The sequence below is a fragment of the Paenibacillus selenitireducens genome (assembly GCF_002021565.1).
Taxonomy (GTDB): domain Bacteria; phylum Bacillota; class Bacilli; order Paenibacillales; family Paenibacillaceae; genus Paenibacillus_K; species Paenibacillus_K selenitireducens.
In genome coordinates, this window is sequence record NZ_MSZX01000004.1 from 480,166 (window position 1) to 505,594 (window position 25,429).

24 protein-coding genes, 2 pseudogenes and 1 other annotated feature are annotated in these 25,429 nt (G+C 41.4%); of the genes and pseudogenes, 21 read left to right on the forward strand and 5 right to left on the reverse strand.

Features of this window, described 5'->3' with window-relative positions:
• The first annotated feature begins 92 nt into the window (after window positions 1–92).
• Window positions 93–704 (forward strand): histidine phosphatase family protein, encoded by a 612-nt coding sequence (locus tag BVG16_RS12825; protein ID WP_078499055.1) that lies wholly within the window; start codon window positions 93–95, stop codon window positions 702–704.
• 381 nt (window positions 705–1,085) lie between these two features.
• Here BVG16_RS12825 and BVG16_RS12830 read toward each other — a convergent pair.
• From BVG16_RS12830 to BVG16_RS12840, 3 genes and pseudogenes are all read right to left on the reverse strand, one after another.
• A pseudogene (locus tag BVG16_RS12830) lies at window positions 1,086–1,661 on the reverse strand (transposase).
• Window positions 1,662–1,858: 197 nt separating this feature from the next.
• Window positions 1,859–2,779 carry an ABC transporter permease gene (locus tag BVG16_RS12835; RefSeq protein WP_158081681.1) on the reverse strand — a complete coding sequence of 307 codons (921 nt, stop codon included), beginning with the start codon at window positions 2,777–2,779 and terminating at the stop codon, window positions 1,859–1,861.
• Window positions 2,776–3,663 carry an ABC transporter permease subunit gene (locus BVG16_RS12840; RefSeq protein WP_158081682.1) on the reverse strand — a complete coding sequence of 296 codons (888 nt, stop codon included), beginning with the start codon at window positions 3,661–3,663 and terminating at the stop codon, window positions 2,776–2,778. The genes BVG16_RS12835 and BVG16_RS12840 overlap by 4 nt, the downstream gene beginning before the upstream one ends.
• A gap of 467 nt (window positions 3,664–4,130) precedes the next feature.
• On the opposite strand from BVG16_RS12840, the gene BVG16_RS12845 reads away from it, so the two are divergent.
• From BVG16_RS12845 to BVG16_RS12925, 18 genes and pseudogenes are all read left to right on the forward strand, one after another.
• Window positions 4,131–5,135: a serine hydrolase domain-containing protein gene (locus BVG16_RS12845; RefSeq protein WP_198957454.1), complete on the forward strand. Its 1,005-nt coding sequence runs from the start codon at window positions 4,131–4,133 to the stop codon at window positions 5,133–5,135.
• 164 nt (window positions 5,136–5,299) lie between these two features.
• The gene (locus tag BVG16_RS12850) at window positions 5,300–5,791 is read left to right on the forward strand and encodes a MerR family transcriptional regulator (RefSeq protein WP_078499059.1); all 492 of its coding nucleotides are present in this window, start codon (window positions 5,300–5,302) and stop codon (window positions 5,789–5,791) included.
• Between the two features lie 11 nt (window positions 5,792–5,802).
• Complete coding sequence (locus BVG16_RS12855) at window positions 5,803–6,246, forward strand: SRPBCC family protein (RefSeq protein WP_078499060.1); 444 nt, start codon at window positions 5,803–5,805, stop codon at window positions 6,244–6,246.
• A 2-nt stretch (window positions 6,247–6,248) separates the two neighbouring features.
• Window positions 6,249–6,689, forward strand: coding sequence for an SRPBCC family protein (locus BVG16_RS12860; RefSeq protein ID WP_078499061.1), 441 nt, complete (start codon window positions 6,249–6,251; stop codon window positions 6,687–6,689).
• A gap of 335 nt (window positions 6,690–7,024) precedes the next feature.
• Window positions 7,025–7,321 carry a hypothetical protein gene (locus BVG16_RS12865; protein ID WP_078499062.1) on the forward strand — a complete coding sequence of 99 codons (297 nt, stop codon included), beginning with the start codon at window positions 7,025–7,027 and terminating at the stop codon, window positions 7,319–7,321.
• Window positions 7,322–7,495: 174 nt separating this feature from the next.
• On the forward strand, window positions 7,496–8,347 hold the full coding sequence (locus BVG16_RS12870) for a MerR family DNA-binding transcriptional regulator (protein ID WP_233147020.1): 852 nt from the start codon (window positions 7,496–7,498) through the stop codon (window positions 8,345–8,347).
• Window positions 8,344–9,861, forward strand: a complete 1,518-nt coding sequence (locus BVG16_RS12875; RefSeq protein ID WP_078499063.1) for a glycoside hydrolase family 5 protein — start codon at window positions 8,344–8,346, stop codon at window positions 9,859–9,861. The genes BVG16_RS12870 and BVG16_RS12875 overlap by 4 nt, the downstream gene beginning before the upstream one ends.
• 268 nt (window positions 9,862–10,129) lie before the next feature.
• Window positions 10,130–11,098: a hypothetical protein gene (locus tag BVG16_RS12880; protein WP_078499064.1), complete on the forward strand. Its 969-nt coding sequence runs from the start codon at window positions 10,130–10,132 to the stop codon at window positions 11,096–11,098.
• A 590-nt stretch (window positions 11,099–11,688) separates the two neighbouring features.
• On the forward strand, window positions 11,689–12,711 hold the full coding sequence (locus tag BVG16_RS12885) for a serine hydrolase domain-containing protein (RefSeq protein ID WP_078499065.1): 1,023 nt from the start codon (window positions 11,689–11,691) through the stop codon (window positions 12,709–12,711).
• Between the two features lie 980 nt (window positions 12,712–13,691).
• A complete protein-coding gene (locus tag BVG16_RS12890; protein ID WP_078499066.1) occupies window positions 13,692–14,846 on the forward strand; it encodes a sensor histidine kinase in 1,155 nt (384 codons plus the stop codon).
• A 5-nt stretch (window positions 14,847–14,851) separates the two neighbouring features.
• On the forward strand, window positions 14,852–15,523 hold the full coding sequence (locus tag BVG16_RS12895; RefSeq protein ID WP_233147021.1) for a response regulator transcription factor: 672 nt from the start codon (window positions 14,852–14,854) through the stop codon (window positions 15,521–15,523).
• A 188-nt stretch (window positions 15,524–15,711) separates the two neighbouring features.
• Window positions 15,712–16,749, forward strand: coding sequence for an alpha/beta hydrolase (locus tag BVG16_RS12900; protein ID WP_078499068.1), 1,038 nt, complete (start codon window positions 15,712–15,714; stop codon window positions 16,747–16,749).
• Between the two features lie 243 nt (window positions 16,750–16,992).
• Window positions 16,993–17,232, forward strand: a pseudogene (locus BVG16_RS12905) (MerR family transcriptional regulator); the annotation flags it as partial.
• Entirely contained in the window at window positions 17,192–17,326 is a 135-nt protein-coding gene (locus tag BVG16_RS33690) for a hypothetical protein (RefSeq protein WP_269845595.1), read from the forward strand. The pseudogene BVG16_RS12905 and the gene BVG16_RS33690, both read left to right, overlap by 41 nt.
• Before the next feature lie 113 nt (window positions 17,327–17,439).
• Window positions 17,440–17,703, forward strand: a complete 264-nt coding sequence (locus BVG16_RS34000; RefSeq protein WP_408635333.1) for a serine hydrolase — start codon at window positions 17,440–17,442, stop codon at window positions 17,701–17,703.
• Window positions 17,704–18,231 carry a putative periplasmic lipoprotein gene (locus BVG16_RS12915; protein ID WP_078499071.1) on the forward strand — a complete coding sequence of 176 codons (528 nt, stop codon included), beginning with the start codon at window positions 17,704–17,706 and terminating at the stop codon, window positions 18,229–18,231. It abuts the gene before it with no gap.
• A gap of 117 nt (window positions 18,232–18,348) precedes the next feature.
• On the forward strand, window positions 18,349–19,221 hold the full coding sequence (locus tag BVG16_RS12920) for a copper amine oxidase N-terminal domain-containing protein (protein WP_233147022.1): 873 nt from the start codon (window positions 18,349–18,351) through the stop codon (window positions 19,219–19,221).
• 79 nt (window positions 19,222–19,300) lie between these two features.
• Window positions 19,301–20,188 (forward strand): aminoglycoside phosphotransferase family protein, encoded by an 888-nt coding sequence (locus BVG16_RS12925; RefSeq protein WP_078499073.1) that lies wholly within the window; start codon window positions 19,301–19,303, stop codon window positions 20,186–20,188.
• A 228-nt stretch (window positions 20,189–20,416) separates the two neighbouring features.
• Here BVG16_RS12925 and BVG16_RS12930 read toward each other — a convergent pair whose 3' ends face one another.
• The gene (locus BVG16_RS12930) at window positions 20,417–21,148 is read right to left on the reverse strand and encodes a phytanoyl-CoA dioxygenase family protein (protein WP_198957455.1); all 732 of its coding nucleotides are present in this window, start codon (window positions 21,146–21,148) and stop codon (window positions 20,417–20,419) included.
• A gap of 156 nt (window positions 21,149–21,304) precedes the next feature.
• On the opposite strand from BVG16_RS12930, the gene BVG16_RS12935 reads away from it, so the two are divergent.
• Together BVG16_RS12935 and BVG16_RS12940 are read left to right on the forward strand one after the other, a co-directional pair.
• Window positions 21,305–22,162, forward strand: a complete 858-nt coding sequence (locus BVG16_RS12935; RefSeq protein ID WP_158081686.1) for a helix-turn-helix domain-containing protein — start codon at window positions 21,305–21,307, stop codon at window positions 22,160–22,162.
• A gap of 77 nt (window positions 22,163–22,239) precedes the next feature.
• Window positions 22,240–22,493 (forward strand) — a binding site (T-box leader).
• A 78-nt stretch (window positions 22,494–22,571) separates the two neighbouring features.
• Window positions 22,572–24,248, forward strand: coding sequence for a glutamine--tRNA ligase/YqeY domain fusion protein (locus BVG16_RS12940; protein ID WP_078499075.1), 1,677 nt, complete (start codon window positions 22,572–22,574; stop codon window positions 24,246–24,248).
• A 115-nt stretch (window positions 24,249–24,363) separates the two neighbouring features.
• Here BVG16_RS12940 and BVG16_RS12945 read toward each other — a convergent pair whose 3' ends face one another.
• Entirely contained in the window at window positions 24,364–25,371 is a 1,008-nt protein-coding gene (locus BVG16_RS12945) for a phosphotransferase (protein WP_078499076.1), read from the reverse strand.
• Window positions 25,372–25,429: the final 58 nt, after the last annotated feature.

Sequence of the window (25,429 nt, forward strand, 5' to 3'; positions counted from 1 at the left end):
TTCGCTAACGGGCAGTTATGCTGAATGAGAAGGAAATTACTAACTTTGAGATGAATTATATATACTCAACATCAATTAATGGGGAGGAAACAATGACAATCTATCTCGTTAGACATGGTAGAGATGAAGATGGGTATCGTGGTGGATGGAGTGAAAGAGGACTTATTGACGAAGGAATACAACAATCTGAAAAACTGGGACAATATCTTTTTGAAAGTAATCATTTATATAATATTAAACAAATAATCAGTAGCGATTTGAGAAGGGCTTTCGAAACGGCTAGTATAATTGGACAAAAACTTAGCATATCAGTTACAATTTCGGAAAAATGGCGAGAAACAAACAATGGAGTGTTGGCAGGGATGCCAAACGATATTGCAAATGAAAAATATCCAGGTTTATATTTTTCAAGTTTACGAATGGATGAACAATACCCTGATGGTGAGAGTCCAATTGAAAATTTTAAGCGTATAGAAGAAACTTTTTATGGTATATGTAATGAACATATTAACAAAAAAAATAATGAAAACGTAGTAGTTGTAACTCATGGCGGTGTAATAAATATCATTTATCATATATTAAAAGGCATAGAGTGGACGAATAAGAACAAGTTTTTCCCAGCTTCAAATACCAGTATTCATATGATTGATTTTTGCAAAGGGAAATGGGAGTTAACATTAGAAAATCTAACTGTTCATCTGTAATTCTAATAACGTCGCTCAACTAACGGGGAACGTTACGATAACCAGGAACTAATGCATAAGGCTATTAATTGGATGAAGGTGGTGTTAATGATGCAAGTTCTAATTGTCATTTTATTATTAATAATCATTACACTTCTTCTTAGAATTAACTCGAAACTACCCAGGCGTGATTTGGCAAAAGAAGCCTTAGAACGGTACCAAGAAGAAAAGCTCAAAGACAAATAAATCATTACGCTAACGGGACTCGATAGTTCAATTGTACTTAGTCTTGCATGTGTTAATTCCGCTAATGGGACACTTTACCTCAATACGCATAAGGAAAGGCAGCAATATTGAAGTGACCCCCGTTTGTGAGACAGGGATCAAAGTACCTAGCAAGTTTTAAGCAGCCAGTCGTCGAAAATCAATCGGCGACTGGTTATTTAATTTCGTTTGAATGCGAATTGAGTTATAGTACTGAATGTAGTCTCGAAAGGTCTGCTCAACGATTGCCGTCGTTGTACAGGTCAAACCTTCGAGATAGAATGTTTCAGACTTTAGTGTGGAATGAAACGATTCGATGGGGGCATTATCAGCGGGCGTACCCTTACGGGACATGCTTATGGTAATGCCTTTCCTTTTACGGCTTCTTGGTATACCCAGGATGTGTATACGCTGCCTTGATCACTATAGGGCATCATTCCCGACAGTTCTGGTAATTGATTCAACGTGTCAGGAACAAACGCTGTATCTTGTTTATCTGTCTGCAATACTATAAGCCACCAGCTGTTGTTTTAGAAAGCGATTCTCGGCTTTCAATTTTTCGACTTCCGATGAATATTCAGGACCTTTGCCATAACTGTATTGTTTACCAACTGGCTGTTCAAGGCGATGAATCTCTCCGCTTCGATACCAGCGCAGCCATTATATATTCAACTCATTCATTACCTCATAAATTGGAATGCCAGCCAATCTCATCTCAATGGCTTTTGTCAACGAAAAAACACCTCCAAGGTTGTCTCCATATCTTACGACATGGTTGCATTCTCTTGAAGGTGCTTTAATTTGTCTCACATTACGGGGTCAGTCCCGCTGCCTAACGTCAGTCCTTGTACGTTGCATTAGTATGCCTGCATTCGCCTGCAAATCATGAGACGAACACGAGCCTTTCTATGTTAAAGATGCGATACCTTCGAAAATTTGTCCTTATAGATGGATTCAAGCCCGACAGAAATGAGATGGAATCCAAAAATAAAGAGAAGGTAAGCAAGCAGCGGGAACACCAAGATCCACTGATACACGTACAGATAGTTCCGTGCTTGACCGATCAGTCCCGTCCATTCATTCGTGCGGCTCACATATTCAACGGGATCGAAGTACATCGTCGATCCGCCAACGAACACATTGAAAATGGCCAATTGGCCCATGAGTCCTAGAATAAGGACAATCTCTTGCACGAACAGAATGATGAGACTCTCCTTCATATGCGGGAAAATATGTGTTCGAATGATCGTCATCGGGCTTGCTCCGATGGATCGCGCCGAGATAATAAATTGCTTATCTCGAATGACCAGCGTCTTCTCTCGAATCGTCGTTGCGACCGAAGGGATACCAACCATCGTCATCACAACCGCCAGCATGATGGTTAGAAAGAGCGGAGGGATCACCGCGTTAATCGAGATGCCGATCATAACCATCCAGACGATGATGAAGATCGGTATGCCGTTTAATACGTTCCATAGGGGAAGCCGCCTTGCAGATTTTATCTTGTCTTTGCCGAAGTAACCTAGGAATAACCCCGCGATCCCACCGATACACGTGCGAGCGAATGCAACAACGATCGTGACAAGGATGGTGTACCTGGACCCCGCTATGATTTTTGCTAGGAGATCGTTACCGGTTTTATCCGTTCCTAAGGGATATTCGGCATTCGGCGATAGCGGCGGTACGACCAATGTACCTTGTCCATTCGCATCGACCGAATAATGGACAGTTGCCTCTTTACTCTCGTTATACGGCACCAGATAAGGTCCAATCAAGGACATTGCGATCAAAATCACAGTGATGATGAGACCGGTTAGCAAAGTTCGATTCATCGTGTGAGCACCTTCTCCCATCCGATGATCATGAGCCTCAGCAGCAGATACACGGCCGCATAGAGCAGCAAGAACGTCAGAATACCATTGACAACGAGGTTATACTGATAGCCGTGCATACCAAATGCATTGACAAATACGAGTAGCGTAACCCCCAGTAAATTGTACAGATATTCGAAAATAAATAAATTACCGAATAAGATCCCCATAAACTTATGCAAGTCCGCTTTGATGAACGGCAGCACGTTCGGGAGCGCATGGTGAAAAATGATATACCCTTTGGTCAGCCCACGCGATTTGGCAAAATTAATATAATCCTCCGTCAACGTATGCTTCATATGAAGTGCTACATTACGGATCATGAAGCTAGCAGGAATGATGATTGTAGATAACAGCGGTAGTAAGATCGCTGGCTCGTTATGATTGAAGCTTCCAACTTTGGCCAAGACCACCCCCGTTTTCATCGCAACCAGCACCACTATAAACTGCAAGAGAATCACAATCACGAAGTCCGGCAAGGCGCCGAATAATTCCATGAGACGCATGAGCCATCCCGCGCGCGACACCGCAAAATAGATTCCTAGCAGCACACCGATGATCGTTCCAATCACCGCACCGATAACCATGTAGAAGCTCGTCACCTTGAGGCTATTGCCAATCTGCTCCCAAAACAATAACTCATTCTGCCCTGCATAATAATGGAAGGATTGCCCCGTCCAGATGCCCTCGATATATTCCCTAATCTTCGAGAACGCCTGCCCCCACATCAGATGCAGCCCACCGTTCATGGGATCCGCCTGAATCAGAGCCGGCAGCATCGCAAACAGCAGAACAATGAGCAGTACCCCGGGCACAAACAGCGATACTTGAAATAGTTTTGACATCCTAAAGCTTCCTTTCAACCAGAGTTTCAAATGATGGAACATCCCTTTATCAGAGACCAAGTATGTTGTATTCGACAAACGCAGGTAAAATCCTCCATTTTCCGTGAAGTCTCTCGTCTGCCTGACCCCCATGGCGAATGCTTTGTCCTACCTTGTTAATAAAAGGAAAATATGATCCGATCTGCAGTGAATATCAAACAGAAGAATTCATAAGAAATGTTAGAAACTCGACTGTAGAAATATTTAACAACTCTGCTCATATGCCTCGCCATGAGGAACCTGAGCTTTTTGCAGAAACCATCAAAAATTTCGTTGATAAGAATATCTCATCTCTCAGCTAACGGGATACGATAATAGGAGTATGCTATGAAGCAGCTCCTTCTTCTTTTGTTGAAGTAACGGCAGGATAAGGCAATGAAATCTCGAATAAGTCTACCGAATAGTCTTGGATGGATAGGAGAATATCGATGGAAATGTTAGTTGATACTTCGAATAATGCGTTTCGTGAACTAAATGAGTACGTCTTAAAGATAAAAAATATGATTTCTGCATCAGCCGCATCCACTTATATAATTCAAAATGATTGTGTCGTAAATGAATGGTATTCGGGGCGTCACGACAATACAGAAGGCAGTCGAATGGTTGATGCGGAGTCCAGGTTTAATGTTGCATCAGTCCGTAAAACATACTTAGGTTTCGCTGTTAGCCTCGCTCTATACGAGGGAAGAATTAAAAATTTAGATGACGATGTTACTGATTATCTAGATGATTTGGACGAACTTGTTTTAAAAGATACTAAAATACGTCATTTGCTTACGCATACTCACGGTCTCCAAGGTAGTGATAATCTTAACAAAAAGATTTTTCTGCCAGGGACGGATTGGAAGTATAACAACACAGGTGTTAATTTGCTAATAAAAATTGTACAAAAGGTATTTGGTCAAACACTCGCATCGGTAATGGAAGAAAGACTGTTCTTACCCTACGGATTTACTGAAACAGGTTGGATCAAAGAAAAATCGGAAAAATTAGTATGGCTGAATGAAAACTACAAGGATAATGAAGGCAATGATGCAAATCTTTTTGTTAGTACGAGGGAATTAGCCTATTGGGGTTATATTCATTTAACCAAAGGAAAAGTTAATGGAATGCAATTTGTTCCTAGCTCCATATTCGAACAAGTCAGTTCTATAGCTACACCACTAAACCTTAACGAGGCATTACCACGTCATGGATTTTTCTGGTGGATCCAGGACAAGTTTCGACCTTTATCGGAATTAGGAGACCAACTCCCCCAAAATACTTATCAGTCACTTGGTTTGTATGGAAATACGGTCTTGGTTATTCCTGAGTATAATGTTGTGGCAGTAAGAATGTTGAACCAAACCGAACGTAATCCTCCGCAATATGACTATATAAAAGACATTCAAACCTTCGGAAACATGGTTTGCAAATGTGTATTGTCACAATAAAAAGCCCCGTTAAGCTGAACTGTATCAAAAGTAAGCACAAATCACTTCAGATGATCAAAAGGATTTCTGCAATAGAGCGTCACGATAACGCTTGCACCTTACGCAACGTAAGGTTTTATAATAAAGACACCGGTACATCGCTAGTGCCAGTGAGGAGATGGTTAATGAAGAGTTATTGGAAGATCGGGGACCTCGCCAAGCTGACGGGGCTTACCGTACGAACCTTGCGGTTTTATGATCAAATCGGATTGTTCTCTTCATCCGGACAGACGGTATCCGGCCATAGGCTGTACAGTGAATCGGATTTGTCGCGTTTGCAACAGATTTTATCGCTTAAGGAGCTGGGGTTATCTCTCGAGGAGATTAAGTCGGCCTTAAGTGGCGGGCAAATCAGTCCGCTTGAGATCGTCAACCTGCAGATCAACCGAATCAAAGAGCAGATCAAATTGCAGCAGAAACTATTGGAGCAGCTAGGACATGTATCCAAGCTTATGCAGGGCAAGGCGCTATTAACTGTTGAAGATTTCACGAGCCTTCTGCAAGCGATGAAAATGGGATTTGAGAAGCCGGTCATGGAGCGGCAAATGATTTGGGAGCGACACTTGGATCTGTTGGGAGACTTTCTTATCGAGGAGAGTGGAATGCCGAAATCTTAGGAGGGAAATCAATGAACGAACGATTCGTCAAGCATGCAACCTTCGTCGTCGAGCGGACTTATGCCGCTTCGCCGGAGCGGGTTTACCAAGCCTGGGCCGACCCGATTGCCAAAGCCAAGTGGTTTTCGAAGCCGGACATCTTCGACTTTCAGGTTGGTGGACGCGAGTACAGCAGCGATGGGCCGCCGGAAGGGCCGATCTTTATCTTCAACGCCAGTTACCAAGAGCTTGTTCCGGAGCAGCGCATTGTCTATACATACACCCTGGATTCGGGCGGAACACGCATCTCCGTCTCGATTACAACGGTCGAGCTGATCAAGGTGAAGGGTGGCACGAAACTGATTTTTACGGAGCAAGGAGCTTACTTTGATGGACACGATACGCCGGAAGTTCGGGAACACGGTACAAACTTCATGTTGGACGCACTGGGTAAGATATTTGAAGGGGAGGTATGAACATGACATTTGGTGAAAATGAACTTATTGCTACACGCGAGTACGATGTCCCGCGGGAGCTCGTGTTTCGGGCCTGGACAACCCCCGATTTGCTAGCTCGTTGGTGGGGGCCACATGGTTTCACCAATACGTTCCACGAGTGCGATGTAAGGTCAGGCGGCACGTGGCGATTCACCATGCATGGACCGAATGGCGTGGATTATCCGAACCATAACGTCTTTGCTGAGATCGTGCCGTTTGAGCGGATCGTGCTTGACCATCTATCCGACCACGAATTTCGGGTAACGGCTACCTTCGAGGGCTTCGAAGGCCGCACCAGGGTCACCATCCGTCAGCTTTTCAAGAAAAAAGAGGAGTTTGAACAAGCTAAGCCGTACTGCATAGAAGGTAATGAACAGAACCTTGATCGGCTTGGCAACCTGCTGGCGGAATTGGCCTCCTAGTTAGGCAATTTATATCGGAAGAACCGCTACTATATCTAGCAAAAGGGTTTCCACTAGCGGCAACCCCATTTGACACTATCATGTGAAAAAGAAGAGGCATCTCGTAATCATTATTACGAAATGCCTCTTTAATTTGTCCCCAACGGATACTGTCTAACGAAATTGGATTGTTCCTTCATGGAACTTGATATTTCACCCCAGTTCTCATTCGGTGCCGAATATCTTTTGAAAGCGGTGACAAAAATGCTCAATAAATCGTAATTATCCCCATTCATCCATTCTTTGTGCCTCCTCTATAATGAAGCTGTGAGAAAAGATCAGGAGGTGTTGATAGCATGCAAGCAGAGGTGTTTGGAAGCAAGCAAGAGGAGGTGGTTCGCAGAAGGCAAGTGAAGAAGCCAGGACGATTCAAAATGATGGATCAACTGGCACTGCAATCCATGGTCATACCTTCCGTCATCTTTTTATTTGTTTTCGCTTACATCCCCATGTACGATACGAGTGAAAACATAGGCTTACGAAATATTAACAAAAGATTAATGCTGTTTTATACGCAGGAAAAAGGTCTCTATATCGAGAGCTTGTTAGGAGAAGGAACAATCGTCTCCTTTGAGATCAGAAAACACACATAATTTACATCGTATCGATAGAACCGAGACTTAAGCGAGTGGAAATGTTCCGTTTTTTTGCAATTTCCTCTTTAAACTGGAGTTACTCCATACTTTATAATGATGGTAGAACGAAATATCCGCTACCAGCATCTGGACTGCGGCGTTAAGACTATCACGCTAAAAGGGGTGAATGATATGAACGGCTTCTCGATGATCAAGCTTACTTTCACCATTGGTGAGGTGTCGAAATTATTAGATATCCCGATCGACACCTTGCGCTACTATGACAAGATCGGATTGCTTCCGCCGCTCAAACGAGATGAAAACAAATACCGCTACTATGATCTGGAACAATTCGATTCTCTCATTACGATTCGAATGCTGCGCGCTATGGATGTTCCCATTGAGCAGATTCAGAGACTTCTGGCGGATCATAATCTTAAGGAGATACGATCATTGCTATCCAGCAAGCAAAAAGATATTGAACGTCAGTTGATCTATTTAACGCAGTTATCTAAGAAGTTGGTGGCGTTGAATGAGCAGTTTCAGCGGTTTGAAGATTCGGATACCATAGAATTGGTCAAACGGAGCTCAAGCTGGGTGCTGCTGACTGACTCGATCATGGAGAGTGGCGACAAGCGGCTTGGAAGCAAAGTGCAGCAGCAATTCCGCAGCATCAACGCCAATAAGGAATGGCTCGCTATCTGCCATATCATTTCCGTTGTGTCGATGGAGCATGTGATCGCGGGGCAATACCACACGTATTTGAACAATGGGATATTGTCCACTTTTCCGATGGAGGGTGAAGCGGGAGGCTTCCAAAGGTTGGAGCCATGTTTATGTGCCCGAAAATATGCAGTGATCGACAAAGAGCGTTATTCCGAGCTGGACCATCATTATGAGAAGATGAAAGCGTTTATCCATCGATGCGGTCTGCAGATCGCAGGGGATTCACTCGAAATAAACCTATATAACCAGTACAACAAGCACTACATTGAAATTTACATACCTGTAGCTGAACAAGAAGGTGAGGGAGATGGATCATGAAGAAGCTAACGATTGACGGACAACGAATTGTGAATGAGGATGGGGAGCAGGTCATCTTAAGCGGTATAAATCTCGTTTGCAAAAATAAGTCATTAGGCTATGTGGAACCTTGCGATGTAAGCCTATTCCAATGGTTTCAGGAACAGGGCTTCAATGTTATCCGTTTAGGCCTGATCTGGGATGGTGTGGAGCCCGAGCCAGGTATTTATGATGATGTATACTTGAGCAGAATCAAACAGCAGATCAGATGGGCAGAGCAGCACCATCTCTACGTCTTTCTGGATATGCATCAGGACCTGTACAGCCAGCTTTATGGAGACGGAGCGCCGGCGTGGGCCACTTTAACGGATGATCTGCCGCATATTGTCGGGGACATGTGGAGTGATGCTTATCTGAAAAGCCCAGCAGTGAATCGGGCTTTGGACCATTTTTGGCAAAACACGCCTGCTGCTGACGGAATTGGCCTACAGGATCATTATGAAGCGATGTGGAGGCATGTGGCTGCATTTTTCGCGGATTGCCCCAATGTGATCGGCTACGACATGATGAACGAACCTTACCCGGGGACGAGCGGGCAGCAGGTGTTTGGCGCCATGATCGCTGCTTATGCCGAAACTGTCATGGGAATGAACGAGGTCGATATGGAGCAGATTGCTGTACTGTGGTTTGATGACGAGAAGAAGCAGGAGATACTGCAAGGCATGGCGGATATGGACATATACCGAGTGTTGATGGATAGCGCGGAACAAGCCTCACAAGCCTTCGATCGGGATATACTCACTCCTTTCTTCAACAAGATCGCGGCAGCGGTTCGCTCCGTGGACTCTGATGGTTTCTTAATGCTGGAAACGAGCTATTTTACGAATATGGGGGTGGAATCTGGAATCGAGCTTGTGCAAAATCCGGATGGAACGATAGCGCAACATCAGGTTTACGCACCACATGGTTATGATTTGGTCGTTGATACGGATCACTACGAGATTTATAACCAGGAGAGAGTAAACTTCATCTTTTCAACCCACCGCAAGGTTCAGACTCGTTTGAGCACGCCGGTTCTGATCGGCGAATGGGGTGCCTTTAATGCTCATCCAGCAACCTATGAGCTTGCAAAGGCAGTGAATTCTATTTTTGAGCAATATTTGTGGAGCAACACATTCTGGTGCTGGTATGACGGCTTCAAAGATACGCCTTTCGTAAAGGCGTTGAGACGCGGCTTTCCGCATACAACAGGAGGCGTGCTTATTGGCTACCACTATGATTACGATACGGAGATTGTTAAAGTCGAGTATATCCCAAGCGGGGGTGAGACGCGGATCTACCATCCTCGCGCTGCTCTGCTTACAGCGGAAGATGTGCGGATTTCGGGAGCTGCGTCATATCAGATTGAACTGCATCCATACCCGAATACGGAGAGCGGATGGATTGCTGTCAGAGCTGAGAAGGGGGAAGGTCTGGTAACAATCATAGTTGGTACTAGTATTTCGAATTTAATCAACAGCGAAGTTCGTTATTAAGACGTTATGTAACAGTACTAAAAGGCAGGAAGATGCATATTAAAATAATTCTTGAATTACAAATAGCCCCATTTATACATACATGCTTTGCCTTTATGTTTATTTGCAAACTTAGATAACAATGAACATATCTGCTTATCAAGCCGCTTTTTAGCGTCTTTTTTCATTGTAACGAAACCTGTTTTCGAGTAGAACATTTTTTCAATTCGTAATATTGAGAAAAAAAGGGATTTGTATTAAAGTGAGTTATTTTTGATCTGATAGAAGGGTGGATCATGAAATTGAATATGATAGAGATACCTTTCGGAATATCCGACGAAATTTAGGATTAATTTTGGAACTAATCAATGATCATACTGATGTTTTACCTACTAGGGATCCTGCGCGTTCAAAACATGAAGTTAGAGGTGGGTACAAAATCGCAAGTAGGCGCGGTGCAAGGCTTGATGAAGTAGAAGTGTTCAATTTCTATTTCAAATTCAGAAGTCACTTACGAGGCGATGGTATTGCGTTAATGTATCGAACCAATCATAACCAAGAGCGTATTATATTATTACCGGATAATACGGAGCGAAGATATTCAGACGAGCGTCGGAGTTATCTTGGTGTAGCTAGGGGGTTGTTGTTCAGAGGTTGGATGGATTCAGATGAACAAAGTGAGTTGATCGAAAATCTACAGTTATTAAATGTTCATGAGCGATGTGCCCAAAGCCTACAACATGAGTATGGGCATATCTTGCATTGGAGAGAGTTCGATCATCTTGGTATCCATTCGCCTCTAGATATATACGATTGGTTTGTGGAACATGGTTATTATGAACTTGTGGAGATGAGAATGCCTGGTTTTGAAAACAAATCAGCTTTGGATAAAGTATGGATTTTAAAAGAGGCATTCGTGGAAGATTACCGGATTTCCTTGGATTTATCGGATACGAATGGTAAGTTTATATTACCAAATAAGTTTTGCCACTTTGGAGATTTCCAGATGCCTGAATTATTAAGCGAAGGAGTGAAGATCATGAAAAAAATGATTGCCAATCAAATTGGTTCATCCCCAAGCCAGCGACCCACTTCTTCTTCGGAGATGGATTCACTCGAAGTAATTCGAAGGGTTTCTGATGAAGGGTTTAAAACCAAATGGAGAGCTGGTCAGAAACGTTCAAATCAAACAACTATGGATAAAGATCGTGCTGCGTTGAGACAAATGAGTGAAGCGGCGATAAGTTTAGATATGTAATCAACAGAGACCAGATAAATCTGGTCCTTTTTTTTTGCTAGAGCTTGCAGTCAAAGATTTTGTTAGAAAATACAATCACACTTTAATCCTCCTTTGGTGTCGGCTGACAAGAACATTGTCCGAATGAAGACCCGCGTACCTAGCAATTCTGACTCGCAGGTGTTCAGATTGACTGCAAATGATGTCAAAACAGCGTATGTAAAATGGGATCCAAGATTTTGCTGGAAATTGACAATTTAAGAGCATGACTCGTTCATCACAATGCTGCCAAGAATAGAATTGATGAGGGACGATACAAGTAAGCATTAAGCTAACGGACACGATAGTTCAATAACATCGTGGAGGCTGCCGAGGCGTTGAACTAACGGGCAGATTTGTTCAAGCCCTTCACCGGAAGTGTACTTGTGCGGCACAAAATGGCAATGCCCTCTTCGTTTTGATGATCCCTCCTGAAAAAGAGAATGACCCCTCAGAAAGGAGTCTTGGCACTAGTCACGAATATGATATATGTTCGATAATTTACTTGATTCGGTTCTTAAGCTCTAAAGAGCAGTAGTATTGAAGAAGAATGTTATATTTGAGGTGGTTATATGCAAGCGAGTGTTGTACAGAGGATTCGACTCGTTCGAGAAAATAACGATTTCTCTGGAACAGTTTTTGTTAAAGATGAATCGAATTCCTTGGTGGAGTTGAGTTTCGGATATGCAAATCGATCGGAACAATTATCAAATAATACATTGACTCGATATGGGATTGCTTCAGGATGCAAGATTTTCACCGCCGTAGCTATTTGTCAGCTCGTTGAAAGCGGGAAACTATCCTTCGATTCAAGGATCAAAGACTGCGTTGATTTTGACTTCCCGTATTTCGATGAAGAAGTAACAATTCATCATCTTCTAACGCACACTTCGGGAAAACCAGACTACTTTGATGAAGAGATTATGGATGACTTCGAAGAGTTGTGGCGTGAGACACCTATGTACCACATAAGAAAACTTAAGGATTTCTTACCGCTGTTTCAGGACAGACCAATGAAATTCGATGTTGGAACGCAATTTAGTTATAATAATGCAGGTTATATTTTGTTGGGCTTGATCGTTGAAGCGGCGACTCAACATAGTTTTACCGAATTTGTTCACGAAAATATTTTTAACAAAGTTGGTATGAGTAGGTCAGGTTATTTTGAGTTCGATACTCTTCCATCAAACACAGCACAAGGGTATATCGACTTCTCGGATGGTACGTGGAAGACAAACATCTATTCTTTGCCTGCCAAAGGCGGTTCTGACGGTGGAGCATTTGTAACTGTTAATGACATGGAAAAGTTCTGGGAAGCACTTGTGACACATCAGTTACTAAGCCCTTCGACCACTCAGAGAATGCTTACTGCTCATGCAAAGGTCGATAACGGAGACAATTTTTACGGATATGGAGTCTGGATCGCGAAAAATGAAAAAGATGAAATCGTAAAGTATCACGTAATGGGCTACGATCCTGGCGTGAGCTTCCATTCTGCCTATTATCCACGTAAATCGATTAAAGCCGTTGTGTGTTCAAATAGGTCATCGGGTGCGTATGACATGATGGAATGTATTGATGACGAGATTTTTTAGTCCATTTCGAGTTGATTCTTCTTCAGGTAACGGTGGCTCAAAGTTGAATAAAGCGTGCATAGATAGGATCTTCCCACAAACAATGGCAAAAATTTGCCGATACAGACAGCACGGAGAACGTAACAGAGGGAGAAGCCCAGATCATTGAACTAACGGAGAACGATAGTTCAAACAACCAGGGAGCAGACCGCTACGGGCAGCTGCTCCCTTTCGCATTGAAGTAACGGCAGGATAGTTCAAAACTGCCGGCGTCGGATCCGGCAGCTTTTGTCGTTTAAAAGGTCGAACGAATATTTCAGGTATCTCGGTTATCGATACATGTTCTTGTCTGGGCCGGGCGGCGTCACAATTCGGATCGGACATTAATGCGGTATGCGGTCAGTTGTACCGAACCGAATAGTGAACGTAGCATGATTTCAAAAAACTTTGCCTTTAGCCGAATTCACCTAAACTGGAAGTTGAGATGAAATGAGGAGGCTGGCGTATTGGAACACCATATAGGTAGTTGTCATATCCGCAATATTATCGGAATGGAGACGTACAGTGCAAGGAAAATCTGGTATTGCCGAATTTTCATTGACTTTATTTTCATAAGACATCTTTTGTAGAATTGAAAGAAAGATGTACCTTTTTGTTCCATCTGTTTGTATATACCTGCATTCCGTTATTATCGGTGCAGGTTTTTTTATTAACTTGACTTAGAGCTAACTCTAAGTTGTAAACTAACTTTAATCAAAAGAGATGGATGATGTTATTGTATTCATGGTAAACGTTTTTTCCTGCGCCTGGGTCTCCAATAAAAAGACCTATTCCCTTAAAGTATAGACAAATCCTCAAAAAAAGTTATATCCTTTAGTTGATATTGAAGCACTTCATTGGGTTTGATTTCTTAGGCTTTAACATAAGAAAATACAAAATTCACAAAGGGGAGTAAGGTTCATAATGCAGTTAAATTTATCATCTCCAGGCATGATTCGAAAATGAGTGATCAAAGGAAATGGCATTGGTTGGACTATTTTCTATTTCTCATGCGTACGGTATGGTTTGCATTTAATGGCTACGCGATATTTAGTAGTACGATTGGTTCAGAAAAGTGGATTTTACTTTTATGGGCTAGTTGTTCTTATATATTACCCCATCTATTTTATCGACCTAGGCTTATTAAATTCCAATATTATTTAATGGCCGAGGTGCTGTTAACGGGTTCTTTGTTTATTTACTTATCGAGTCAGTATGATATATCAGTGACTTACAGTTTTTTACTTGTGCCTATCCTTACTCTTGCTTATGCTTGTCAAGTTAAGCCATTAATTTGGTTAGGACCTTTCGCCGTATTAGCTAGTACATGGGCAGGCAGTCTCTTCACTAATCAGGATTTCTTTAAACTCTTCATTGATACTACTATTTTTTATGGTATTGGGTTTTGTTTAGGAAGGATGACCATTGTCAACAAAGCTAATAAAGAGTTAATTGCCTCTATAGAGGAAAAAAACAAGGATTTGGAATATTACGCGAAAAAGATTGAGGAACTAACGATTAAGGAAGAACGAAATAGAGTTTCACAAGATTTGCATGATACGGTAGGCCATATTTTCACATCAGTCATAACAAGTTTGGATGCCCTTCCTTTTCTATATCAGGCAGATCAAAAAGAAGCAGAAAAAAGTATAAAAGAGATATCAGATTTAGCACGAAATGGATTAAACGATGTGAGAAAGACAATTCACCATATGTCTTCAACGGACCATCAGACGCTTGTTGAATCAGTGAAAGAATTGATTGCTGATTTTATGAAACATACATCAACGGATATACAACTGAATGTCGAAGGGGAAGCGACCAAAGTCAGTGAAAGAGTAAAGTTAGCCATTATTCGTTGTATCCAAGAAGGACTTACAAATGCGAAAAGACATGGTCAGGCCACTTTTATTAAAGTAAATATTTCGTTTGAACAAGAAGAGTTGATCGTTCTTATCGAAGATAATGGAAATGGTTGTAATGAATTGAATTTAGGATTTGGCTTACGCTCCATGAAAGATCGAATATCGGCATTAGCGGGTACGGTTAACTTTGATTCTAAATTGAATAATGGTATGAGGATCACGTGTAACATACCTATGGCAAAGGAAGTTTAATGATCATGATTAAAGCAGCAATCGTTGAAGATCAAGAGATTTTGAGAAAAAGCTTAAAAATTGTGATTGAAAATATTTCTGACATTGAGATTGTTGGAACTGCGGAAAATGGAGAAGAAGCCATTGCTTTATGCGAAAGGGAAAACCTTGATGTTCTTTTAATGGATATTCAAATGCCGGTGATGGATGGGGTAAAGGCGACAGACGAAATTAAAAAACGTTGGCCCCATATTAAAGTTATCATACTTACTACTTTTCAAGATGTTACTCATGTTTTGAATGCCTTAAATGCTGGTGCAGAGGGTTACATATTAAAGGCGGTTGATCCAGAATATTTAGTTCAGGGGATTAAAATGGTGTATCACGGAGGTTCCCTCATTCCTCAACAATTAGCAAAAGAGGTGTTTGGGCAGATACAATTAAATAATAACTCACACTCGGATCAAGACCATAACTCGATAAATCATCCATATGATTTAAATCATCAAGAAATAAAAGTTTTAAAATGTTTAACCCAAGGATTGTCTAATAAAGACATTACCGAAAAGATGTTTCTTTCCATGGGAACGGTGAAAAATTATGTTTCTACCATTTATTCGAAATTAAATGTAAAAAACAGATCTTCCGCTATTACTAAAGCAATGGAAGAGAGTCTTATAGAAGATAAGAAACATTAAATAAGAGAGTGTAGATGAAGTTAATTCGACTTTGTCTACGCTCTTTTTTGATTGCAGCCCCTTATTTAAATATTAGCCAAAGGTCATAATTTTCGTTGTATTTAAAAATATTTATGACTTATTAATGACTTACCGGCACTACAGTATATTACTTTTCAATTGTAGAGTATTGGGTAAGGAGGGGTTAGATGAAAAATTTAAAGAGATTCATAAAATATGTCGGATATGTCGGTGTATTCATTATTATCATACTGGTAATTGCACTTTTCAGGCCCACATGGACTTCGAATATAAAAGGGGATAACAGTATTAGTGTCTTAGAACAAGTTGAGATCAATGGCACCAAACAGCAAATCATGATTAGAGGCCGTGATCTAAATAACCCGGTTATTATTTCTGTACACGGGGGACCGGCTTGTTCCGAAATTCCTTATGCAGCTAAGTACGAGGACTTGTTAGAAAAGGATTTCACTATCGTTAATTACGATCAAAGAGGAAGCGGTAAATCATATCATTTTAATGAGGATTATTCTAATTTAACGGCAGATGTACTTGTAGATGATTTATTAGAACTTACCGATTATATTTCGAAACGATTAGGTAAAGAGAAAGTGATCTTATTAAGTCATTCTTACGGTACATATTTAGGAACAATGGCTGCTTATAAAGCACCAGAAAAATATGAAACCTATATTGGGATTGGTCAACTGGGTAATATGCAAGAAAGTGAAATAGATAATTTGAATTATACAATAAGTGAAGCGAAAAAAGCCGGAAATACAGAAGATGTGAAGTACTTAGAGGGGATCGCTGAAAATATATATAAAGGAGAGGCAGTGGCTCCAAGAGATTATGTAGGGAAGTACGGCGGCGCTACAAGACTTATCAATATGCCGGATGGCAATATATTAGGGATACTATTAAGTCGTGAATATAATTTGTTAGATTTAATTCGCTATACCAGTGGATTTAAGACACAAGCACAGCTTGTAAAAGAGGTTTTTGATAAGCCACTACCTAAGATAGTTACCAAACTTGATTTACCATTTTATTTTGTAATGGGTAAATACGACGCTATGACTTCATCTAATGCAGCAAAGAAATATTTTGATAGGATTGAAGCGGATCAAAAGGAGTTCATTTCTTTTGAAGAGTCAGCTCATTATCCACAATTTGAAGAGAAGGAAAAATTTTATAAATGGATGTGCGATACATTTATAAAGTAATATAAAACGAATAACTATGTTGGTTCCTAATTTTCTTAAAGAGTTGAATATCTTGTATTCTAGCAATAAGCCGTTTCCTGGCAAAACGCATTACATTCAATTACGCGAAATCGTTTATTTTGAAATAGCAGAAGAGAAATAAGCCATGAGCCTGCACTCCGTGATTATCGGTGCAGGTTTTTTATTTTAGTTGACTTAGAGTTAACTCTAAGTTGTAAACTAACTAATCCAAAGAGAGGGATGATGTTATTGTATTCCATAAGTAAAACTGCTGAGATGTCCGGTATTAGTTCATATACATTAAGATATTACGAAAAGCTTGGATTACTTCCCCCACCCAAAAGACAAAACGGTGGAAGGCGTTTTTATATAGAAACTGATATTCGATTCTTGATGTTCCTGAAAGGTTTAAAAGAAACTGGAATGTCTTTAGAGGATGTTCATGAGTTTATCCAAGACGGTTGTATTTTGGAAAAAATTAATTTTGAATGAGGAAGTGGAAACAGCAGAACAAGATTATTCGAAAAAAATAAAGCATCTTAAAGAAAATGATACGATCTTTACGGTAACGAATTAAAGGGAATTACTAATCTCTAAATTGCCAATCAAGGTGTTCCTGTATGTCTTAATTATGACGTCGTGGTGGGAACAGGCTGTTTTTAAGAAGGTGCTTCAAAAATATCGTTATGGATTCAACTACCAGAGAAATCAGGTAATCGCCTACTTAGCAAAGGATGGGGATTAGCAAATCGAGAGCATTTAGTACCAAACCAAATTGAGACAAAATTTCGTATTGGATCAGTTAGCAAACAATTTACGGCAGCAGCAATATTGTTGCTTCAGGAGCATGGTAAACTATCCATTAAAATAAAGATTAGGGACATTTTTTATCGATTGCGATTTCATTGCAACAAAATCCCAGAATTTTGCGTTTTTTTCTTGGGGGTGATTTAAATGAAGAAATTAATGATTATAATTCTCGCCTTGCTTGGCTTAGTTGCATGTGATAAGTCTTCACAATCTGAAGAACAGATTACTGTAAATCGCGATATTCCCAAGGATCAAGCTGTAATAACAACGGTTCCTGCTCCTGAAGAAGACCCTTTTTTAGCAAGTATTTCTGTCCCTAATCAAATAAAATCAAATGAAGAGTTCGTTATTAAGGCAACTCTAAAGAACTTATCTGATAATGATTTAACGATTTTACATGCGTCAGGTGTTTTTTATTTGTCTATTAAAGACACGAACGGCAAGGGCGTCAATACATTTGTTATGGCTGAGGTAGGAAAATATCATCTTATTCAAGGAAAAGGGATGATAACTGAGCAGTATGTGTATAAAATTGAAAAGCCAGGTGTATATGAAGTGTCAGCAATTGCAAGATTCTCAAATGATGAGGGGGACAATAAAAAAGATATTGAAGTTGAAACAAACAAGGCAAGTTTTGAGGTTGTACTGCTGAACGAACGAGACAAGGGTTGAATACCGGTTGCATGGGTTTTGTGCTACAAATACTCCGGACTGCCCATTCAATTCATGAATGCACTTAAGAAAGATAGGAGCAGTGAAGAAATGAAAAAATGGATGAAATCTTTGGTAGTGACTACTTTGCTAGGTGGCCTGCTAGCTGTAGGATCTTCGGCTTACGCGAGCACGCCAGTATCGAATCTGGTGTTTATCAATGGAATGATGGAAGACAGTGCTATAACCATACAGGGAAGGACGTTTGTGCAGCTGAGGGCACTCGATGATCCGGAATGGCTTACGTATACCTATGATGCTAAGTCGCGAACGATTTTTGCCCGGAGCAAAGATAACAGCAGAGTCGTGCAACTTAAAGCGGGAGAGAAAGTGGCTATTGTTGACGGTAAGAAAACGACTCTTGATGCCGCGGTTATAATCAAGGACGGACACACGTATGTGCCGCTGCGGTTTATAAGCGAATCGTTGAATGCATACGTTACATATAATGATGCGGACAAGCGTGTGATTATCCGGACGCCTGCTGGCCAGAAAGCGTACAAAAAGCTAATGAGCGGCGATCTGACAGAGGCGCGTACAATTGCGATCAGGCTATCACGTGTTTACGCAAAAGATGCATTAACTCCTCAGGGAGAAGGCTTCACGACAGACTATACATTTCCCGAAGGTCAGGCGATGCGTTTCATGGTCGATTACAAGTCATTAACTAACTATGTGGAGATTAACGAAGATGGTTTGGCGGAAGTGAAATGGCAGAAAGACGCATTTGAATTTCCCCAAATAATGGAGAAGGGGACGAAACCAGTTGACTTCGGCAATCAAGTATTCTTCACCGACAGTTTGATGAACGACCTGCTCATATACGGCAAGATTGACGCTAGCGGCAAAGAGATGGAGCTGGGACGGATTGACCGTGATCAGCAGTCGCAATACAAAAACATCGTCATCGTACCTATCGAAGGAGAGGTAAGAACGGACGAGAAGAAGTAGGGCGATCAGCTGGGATAGCATCTATTTTTGATTAATTTTTACACTCTTACAAAATTTTGGGTGATTGGAGAGGTAATGAATGAATAATATTAACGTCGATTTAGTTGTGAAATTAATAAATGAACAATTTCCCGAATGGTCTGATTTAGATATCAGACCTGTAAAAGTTAGTGGGAATGATAATAGAACTTTTCATTTAGGTGAACATATGAGTGTAAGATTACCAAGTGCAGCATCCTATGTTCCTCAAGTGGAGAAAGAACAAATATGGCTACCCATATTATCCGAAAAGCTTTCTTTACCAATCCCTACACCTTTAGCTAAAGGTAATCCTAGTGAAGAATATCCATATCCTTGGTCCATCAACAAGTGGTTGGAAGGAGAGACATTAACTCACAAGATTATTAATGATTTAAATCAATTTGCGAGAGACTTGGGGACATTTTTAGTTCAATTACAATCTATTGATGTTAGTGGAGGTCCATTAGCTGGGAAGCATAATTTTTATAGAGGTGGAGCCTTAGCTGTATACGATGAAGAGTCTAGAAATGCAATTGAGAATAATAGAGATACTTTTAATGAACATGTATTGAAAGAAATTTGGGAACTGGCATTAGGTTCTAAATGGGATTCAGATCCAGTTTGGGTTCATGGTGATATAGCACCAGGAAATCTACTAGTTAAAGATGGGAAACTTTGTGCAGTTATTGATTTCGGAATACTGGGTGTAGGAGACCCTTCTTGTGATGCTGCAATGGCATGGACATTTTTTGATGATAATAGTAGAAAGATATTCAAGACTGTATTGAATATGGACGAAGAAACTTGGAACAGAGCAAGAGGATGGGCTTTATGGAAGGCTTTAATAACCTACGATGGTAATAAAAATACTAGCAAGGCAATGGCAGAAGAATCATATAAAATTATTAATATCATCGTAGATGATTATGAATCAGAGAAAATATAAAAGTAATTCGTTGAATAACACATATTGTTGAGCAGGCTACCACAGCCTGCTCATTTTAGTAAGCTAAACAATGTTGCGATGTTAATTTCGCGATAAGGATGGTGTTTTGGGCACTCGAGCGCGTACGCAATCAATGAATAAAGTCGTACTGTTCATGATGAAAGAAATTTGATTCTCGAGTCGATTGATCATTTCCTGTGATTCTGCATCTTACACGTTGCCTCCGTTTTATTCGTTTACAAACGTGCTGCCAGCAATGTTTTTACCGCGTGCAAGCCAGATCTTGAAGTTTGGGTTTTTGTCGGGAATAACTTTCGCTTCCGTAGAAAAATATCTCATTGTATAACCGCACCGACGATACGGACTTGTATTTGCTGCGGCGCCGTGTATAATACGTGAGTCGTGTAGCGAACATTCGCCCGGTTCAAGCTCGAAGTACACTGCTTTGGAATCATCGATATTTTTAATCTGGGTACTAAAAATATTGCTGTCCTTGCTCACCGTTTCGTATTCCGAAAAACCGTTTTTGTGAGTCCCGGGGATAACTCGCATACATCCGTTTTCTTTATTGCTTCGATCAATCGCAAGCCAAACGGTAACGATTTTATCGAACCTGTCCAATCTGCCTTTCCAATAAGCTGAATCTTCATGCCAAGGCGTTTGCTTGCCTACATAAGGCTCCTTAGCAATGAAGTGGCTTGACCACAAACCGATATTCGGACCGATTAACGGCTCTACTAAATCAAGCACTTCATCGTGAAGCAGAAACTTCAGAAGTCTCTCATCGCGAAAATGCGGCGTATCGAGCTCACTGTTCAGTTTCTTGCCTACCGCTGCCCATTGTTCTTCGAAAATGTTCGATAATTCCTGCATTTGTTCAGGCTTAAATAATTGTTTCTTGTGGAGCAGATAACCATTCTCCTCGTAATGTTTTGCTTCTTCTTGTGTAAGTATCGCCATTGATATCATATCCTTCCCGACATTGTCAGTGATGTTTTTCATAGGTCTATCATAACGATTCAACAATCATGAGGACTACACTTAGCATCGGCAAAAGTATGCATATCTTCGGATGTTATGTTAAAGTATGATTTTATCAGGAAAGGAGCAATCATCTTGAATGCGAATCTAACTCCGGAACGATTGATGAATGAGAATTATTTGACGGTCTCATCCCCGTTTCGAATATTTCAACATACGATTACCCGAAATATTGATACACATTGGCATGAATTTTTCGAAATTGCGTTTGTCGTTTCTGGTACAGGCATGCATCTGTTAAATGGCGAGAAGATGCCTTTACGGCGAGGTATGATGTTTCTTCTTACGCCTGCTGATTTTCACAAAATTATCCCGGATCCCGGTGAAACGATCTGTTTATATGATCTTATTTTTGAAGAGCGATTTATTCGGTATGAAGTGCATGAAATGATCTTTCGTGCGGAAACGCAGTATATGCATATTTTCCCAAATGAGATTTCAAGCCAAATCGAGAAGGAGTGCAATAGAATTTGGGAGGAATCGGTTCAGATGGAGTTCGGAGCAGAAATAGTCATTCAAGGTGCATTAGAGAGAATGATCATTGACCTTAGCCGCGCGTGCAGCAAACGCTCAAATGCAGGCGACATCATACGCAACGAATCCATGCAAATGCACCCTTCTATTCGTAGGGCGCTTGTTTATATGCACCATCACTTCAGGGAACAGCTAACTTTGCACGATGTAGCGGCTCATGGCGGTCTGTCCGTCAATTATTTTAGTGAATGCTTCCATCAGCAAACGGGTTTATCATACCAGATTTATCTACAGAAGCTTAGACTCCAATTCGCCAGCTCCCTTCTTCGTTCTACCCGCCTAACGGTAACTGAGGTTTGCCATGCATCAGGCTTTAACACAGTGCCTCACTTTGAAAGGGCATTCAAACAGCGATACGGTTGTACACCAAGTGCGCATCGAAGGGATGTCTCGCACTAAGGCCTATTTGGTAATTGCCAAGAATAGTAGTTTACAAAAAAGGTAATGATTTGATATTATATAGGCAATATTCAAACGCAAACGCAATGATGAGAAGAGTAGGGGAAGATGTTCTTACGCAGAGAGCTCCGGCAGCTGAAAAGGAGCAAAGAGTTTTTCCCTGAAACAAGTCTCTGAGCAGCATGTCGGAACCTTCAGGGGGGATGGTGTGACGGGAGCTCCCGTTATTGAGCTAGAGTATAAGCATTGCCTGCAATGCCGTACTTGAAGAGGTTAATATGGCGACATATTAATGAACCTGGGGTGGTACCACGAAAATTTCGTCCCCAAGACAGAAGGTCTTGGAGGTGAAGTTTTTTTTGTTTTGTACCGAAATACCACTTTTCACGTTCATTAGGAGGAGTCGACATTGGATATTAAGAAGGAGCATCATAACGAAAATTTTTTATTTAAGCTGATTAGTGAGGAGCTTGAACAGAGAGCATTTGGCAGGGATATGTGCACACGATTTCCTCCCGAGCCCAACGGCTATCTGCATATCGGAAGCGCCTACGCCATACACACGAATTTTACTATAGCCCAAAGGTTTAACGGAACGTTTCATTTACGCTTTGACGACACGAATCCTCTTAAGGAGGACCTTGAGTATGTGACCACGATTATTGAGGATATCAAGTGGCTTGGCTATGATCCGGGAAAACATATTTATTACGGCTCGGACTACTCGGACGAAATATATAACGCCGCTGCCACCTTGATCAAGCATGGGAAGGCATATGTCTGTGATTTGACGCCAGAAGAAGTAACGGAGTATCGAGGGACTTTGACGGAGCCGGGCAGGGATAGCCCTTATAGAAACCGATCAGTTGAGGAGAATTTGGAGCTTTTTGCGAAAATGAAAAATGGCGACTACCCAGCCTCTTCCAAGGTTGTTCGCGCCAAAATCGATATGGGATCACCCAATCTAACTCTCCGAGATCCTGTTATTTATCGAATCATCCATGCTGAGCATTATAGAACAGGAAATGACTGGTGCATCTATCCGATGTATGATTTTGCTCATCCCATTCAAGATGCGATTGAAGGCATCACGTATTCTTTATGCTCCATTGAATTCAAAGATCACCGGCCCTTGTACGAATGGGTCTTGAAGGAGCTCGATATTCCTGAACCTCCAAGGCAAAAGGAGTTCGGCCGGCTGAACTTAACAGGTGTTGTGACAAGTAAACGGTTCTTAAGGCAGCTGATAGAAGGGGGACACGTGGACGGTTGGGATGATCCAAGACTTCCGACCCTGCGAGGCTTTAGAAGAAGAGGCTTCACACCAGAAAGCATACGCAGCTTTATTGAGGAGATTGGCAGCATCCGAACCCAAAGCACGGTAGACATTTCGCTCTTAGAACATTGCCTCAGGCAGGATCTAAAAGCAAAAACAGTTAGCGTCATGGCCGTTTTGCAACCTTTAAAGGTCGTCATTACCAACTACCCGGAGGGTAACGTGGAGCTGTTGATAATTGAAAACAACAGTGAAAACGAGGCGCTGGGGAAAAGAGAGGTTCCTTTTTCCAAAACGATTTATATCGAACGGGGCGATTTTATGGAGCAGCCATCTAAGGGCTTTCACCGGCTTAGTCTGAATGGTGAGGTGAGGCTGAAGGGTGCGTATTTCATCAGGTGCGAGGAAGTGATCAAGGACCGAGAGACAGGTGAAATTACGGAGCTTCGCTGTACCTACGACCCGCTTACGAAAAGCGGCACGGGGTTTACCGGGCGTAAGGTAAAGGGGACGATCCATTGGGTCTCAGAGGACCACGCGGTTAAGGCTGATATCCATCTTTATGAGAAACTGCTGATTGACCAAGAAATCCCGAAGGAAAGCGTAGATTGGAAGACTATGATCAACCCTGAATCGTTGGTTACCATAAGGGACGTTTTAATGGAGCCTTTCGTTGAAGATGCCCGTCCGGAACAGAAATTCCAATTTCTACGTCATGGATATTTTTGCCTAGATAAGAAATATAGAACCGGTGACCGCCTTGTATTTAATCGTGTCGTACCCTTAAAAGATACTTGGAGTAAAAGATAAGGATCTGAAAAAGTATTTTCTATAAGTTGATCAATAGATGAAGTAGTTTTAAAGCATCGGCAGTCTTGGACTTTATTTTCTCGTTCAAGACTGCCGATTGTACCCCTGCGTTCTTCTATTGATGTGCCCATTCATCTAATAATTTTATAGCTTCCAATCGGGAAGACCAAGTTGTATCCATCATGTCGAGTAATTGTCCACTTCTCTTTCGACCAGGAAACCGGGCTGCAATCCAAGCTTCACGCGGTAATCTATATAAGGCGGTAATTAATCTCCGTTCAGCCCGATGTAATGGCTTAATTTCTTCGTACCCTTTCAGAGAGGATCGTATGAATTCCGGGTTGAATTGCGTGGTATTTACGAGGGCCCTTGCTAAATCTACATAGATGGAGTCTATTTTCACGCGATCCCAATCGATGATGAATAATCGGCCGTCATCAGATACAATCACATTCGTTGAAGTGATGTCCCCGTGTATCAATGCGGGGCGGGTATATTCCTGATTCAAGAGATCTACAATCTCCGGGTCCTTCATGTCGGTCCATAATTGATCGGACAGTCTTTTGCAGGCTTTTCCGTGTTTTTTGTACCATCTGCGGTACTTGCCATTATTTTGAACAGCTCGTTCCATGCGTCTATGGAAAAGGCGATCTTCGATTTTCCGTAATCGGATTTGTTTGAGAGTGAAAGAATTCGCTTTTTTTGTGTGAAGCAGATCGTTCGAGGTTGTATGAAGTGTGGCTATGGCTCGACCAAGCTTTTCAAAGTCTCCTGATTCCACCAAACCTCGCCCATGAATCCACTCCGTAATGTAAAAAGGCCTTCCTTTATCTACAATCCATAGCTTACCAGAGTCTGCATAAAGCCATTGGGGCATATAGCTGTAACCGTTGTTCATCAAGAGCTGTATAAGGTCGGCGGTTGTTTTCATTTGATGAACCGTGCTCGACTGGAGTAAGGTACTTCGAATATAAGGTTTCAAAGCATAGGATTCAGTGCTCGTTTGTATCCGGATCACAGCATTTTTTCGGTAAAGGGAAGGAATCCATCTAAATTTCAAGGGCCGTAGGCCGAAACGGCGTGTAATCGTACCAACATGTGATTTTGTGTAGAAACTAGCCATGGCGGGTGACCTCATTTCAGTAATAATGAAAATAGGCAACATCTTAAATGAGTGGGTA

What these genes read in the sequence shown, in the direction of transcription:
- BVG16_RS12885 (WP_078499065.1), top strand. Translation starts at nt 11,689, where the DNA reads ATGCAAGCGAGTGTTGTACAGAGGATTCGACTCGTTCGAGAAAATAAC.
- BVG16_RS12895 (WP_233147021.1), top strand. Translation starts at nt 14,852, where the DNA reads ATGATTAAAGCAGCAATCGTTGAAGATCAAGAGATTTTGAGAAAAAGC.
- BVG16_RS12900 (WP_078499068.1), top strand. Translation starts at nt 15,712, where the DNA reads ATGAAAAATTTAAAGAGATTCATAAAATATGTCGGATATGTCGGTGTA.
- BVG16_RS12930 (WP_198957455.1), bottom strand. Translation starts at nt 21,148, where the DNA reads ATGGCGATACTTACACAAGAAGAAGCAAAACATTACGAGGAGAATGGT.
- BVG16_RS12840 (WP_158081682.1), bottom strand. Translation starts at nt 3,663, where the DNA reads ATGTCAAAACTATTTCAAGTATCGCTGTTTGTGCCCGGGGTACTGCTC.
- BVG16_RS33690 (WP_269845595.1), top strand. Translation starts at nt 17,192, where the DNA reads ATGAGTTTATCCAAGACGGTTGTATTTTGGAAAAAATTAATTTTGAAT.
- BVG16_RS12865 (WP_078499062.1), top strand. Translation starts at nt 7,025, where the DNA reads ATGCAAGCAGAGGTGTTTGGAAGCAAGCAAGAGGAGGTGGTTCGCAGA.
- BVG16_RS12925 (WP_078499073.1), top strand. Translation starts at nt 19,301, where the DNA reads ATGAATAATATTAACGTCGATTTAGTTGTGAAATTAATAAATGAACAA.
- BVG16_RS12915 (WP_078499071.1), top strand. Translation starts at nt 17,704, where the DNA reads ATGAAGAAATTAATGATTATAATTCTCGCCTTGCTTGGCTTAGTTGCA.
- BVG16_RS12860 (WP_078499061.1), top strand. Translation starts at nt 6,249, where the DNA reads ATGACATTTGGTGAAAATGAACTTATTGCTACACGCGAGTACGATGTC.
- BVG16_RS12890 (WP_078499066.1), top strand. Translation starts at nt 13,692, where the DNA reads ATGAGTGATCAAAGGAAATGGCATTGGTTGGACTATTTTCTATTTCTC.
- BVG16_RS12850 (WP_078499059.1), top strand. Translation starts at nt 5,300, where the DNA reads ATGAAGAGTTATTGGAAGATCGGGGACCTCGCCAAGCTGACGGGGCTT.
- BVG16_RS12945 (WP_078499076.1), bottom strand. Translation starts at nt 25,371, where the DNA reads ATGGCTAGTTTCTACACAAAATCACATGTTGGTACGATTACACGCCGT.
- BVG16_RS12845 (WP_198957454.1), top strand. Translation starts at nt 4,131, where the DNA reads ATGGAAATGTTAGTTGATACTTCGAATAATGCGTTTCGTGAACTAAAT.
- BVG16_RS12870 (WP_233147020.1), top strand. Translation starts at nt 7,496, where the DNA reads ATGAACGGCTTCTCGATGATCAAGCTTACTTTCACCATTGGTGAGGTG.
- BVG16_RS12825 (WP_078499055.1), top strand. Translation starts at nt 93, where the DNA reads ATGACAATCTATCTCGTTAGACATGGTAGAGATGAAGATGGGTATCGT.
- BVG16_RS12835 (WP_158081681.1), bottom strand. Translation starts at nt 2,779, where the DNA reads ATGAATCGAACTTTGCTAACCGGTCTCATCATCACTGTGATTTTGATC.
- BVG16_RS12855 (WP_078499060.1), top strand. Translation starts at nt 5,803, where the DNA reads ATGAACGAACGATTCGTCAAGCATGCAACCTTCGTCGTCGAGCGGACT.
- BVG16_RS12875 (WP_078499063.1), top strand. Translation starts at nt 8,344, where the DNA reads ATGAAGAAGCTAACGATTGACGGACAACGAATTGTGAATGAGGATGGG.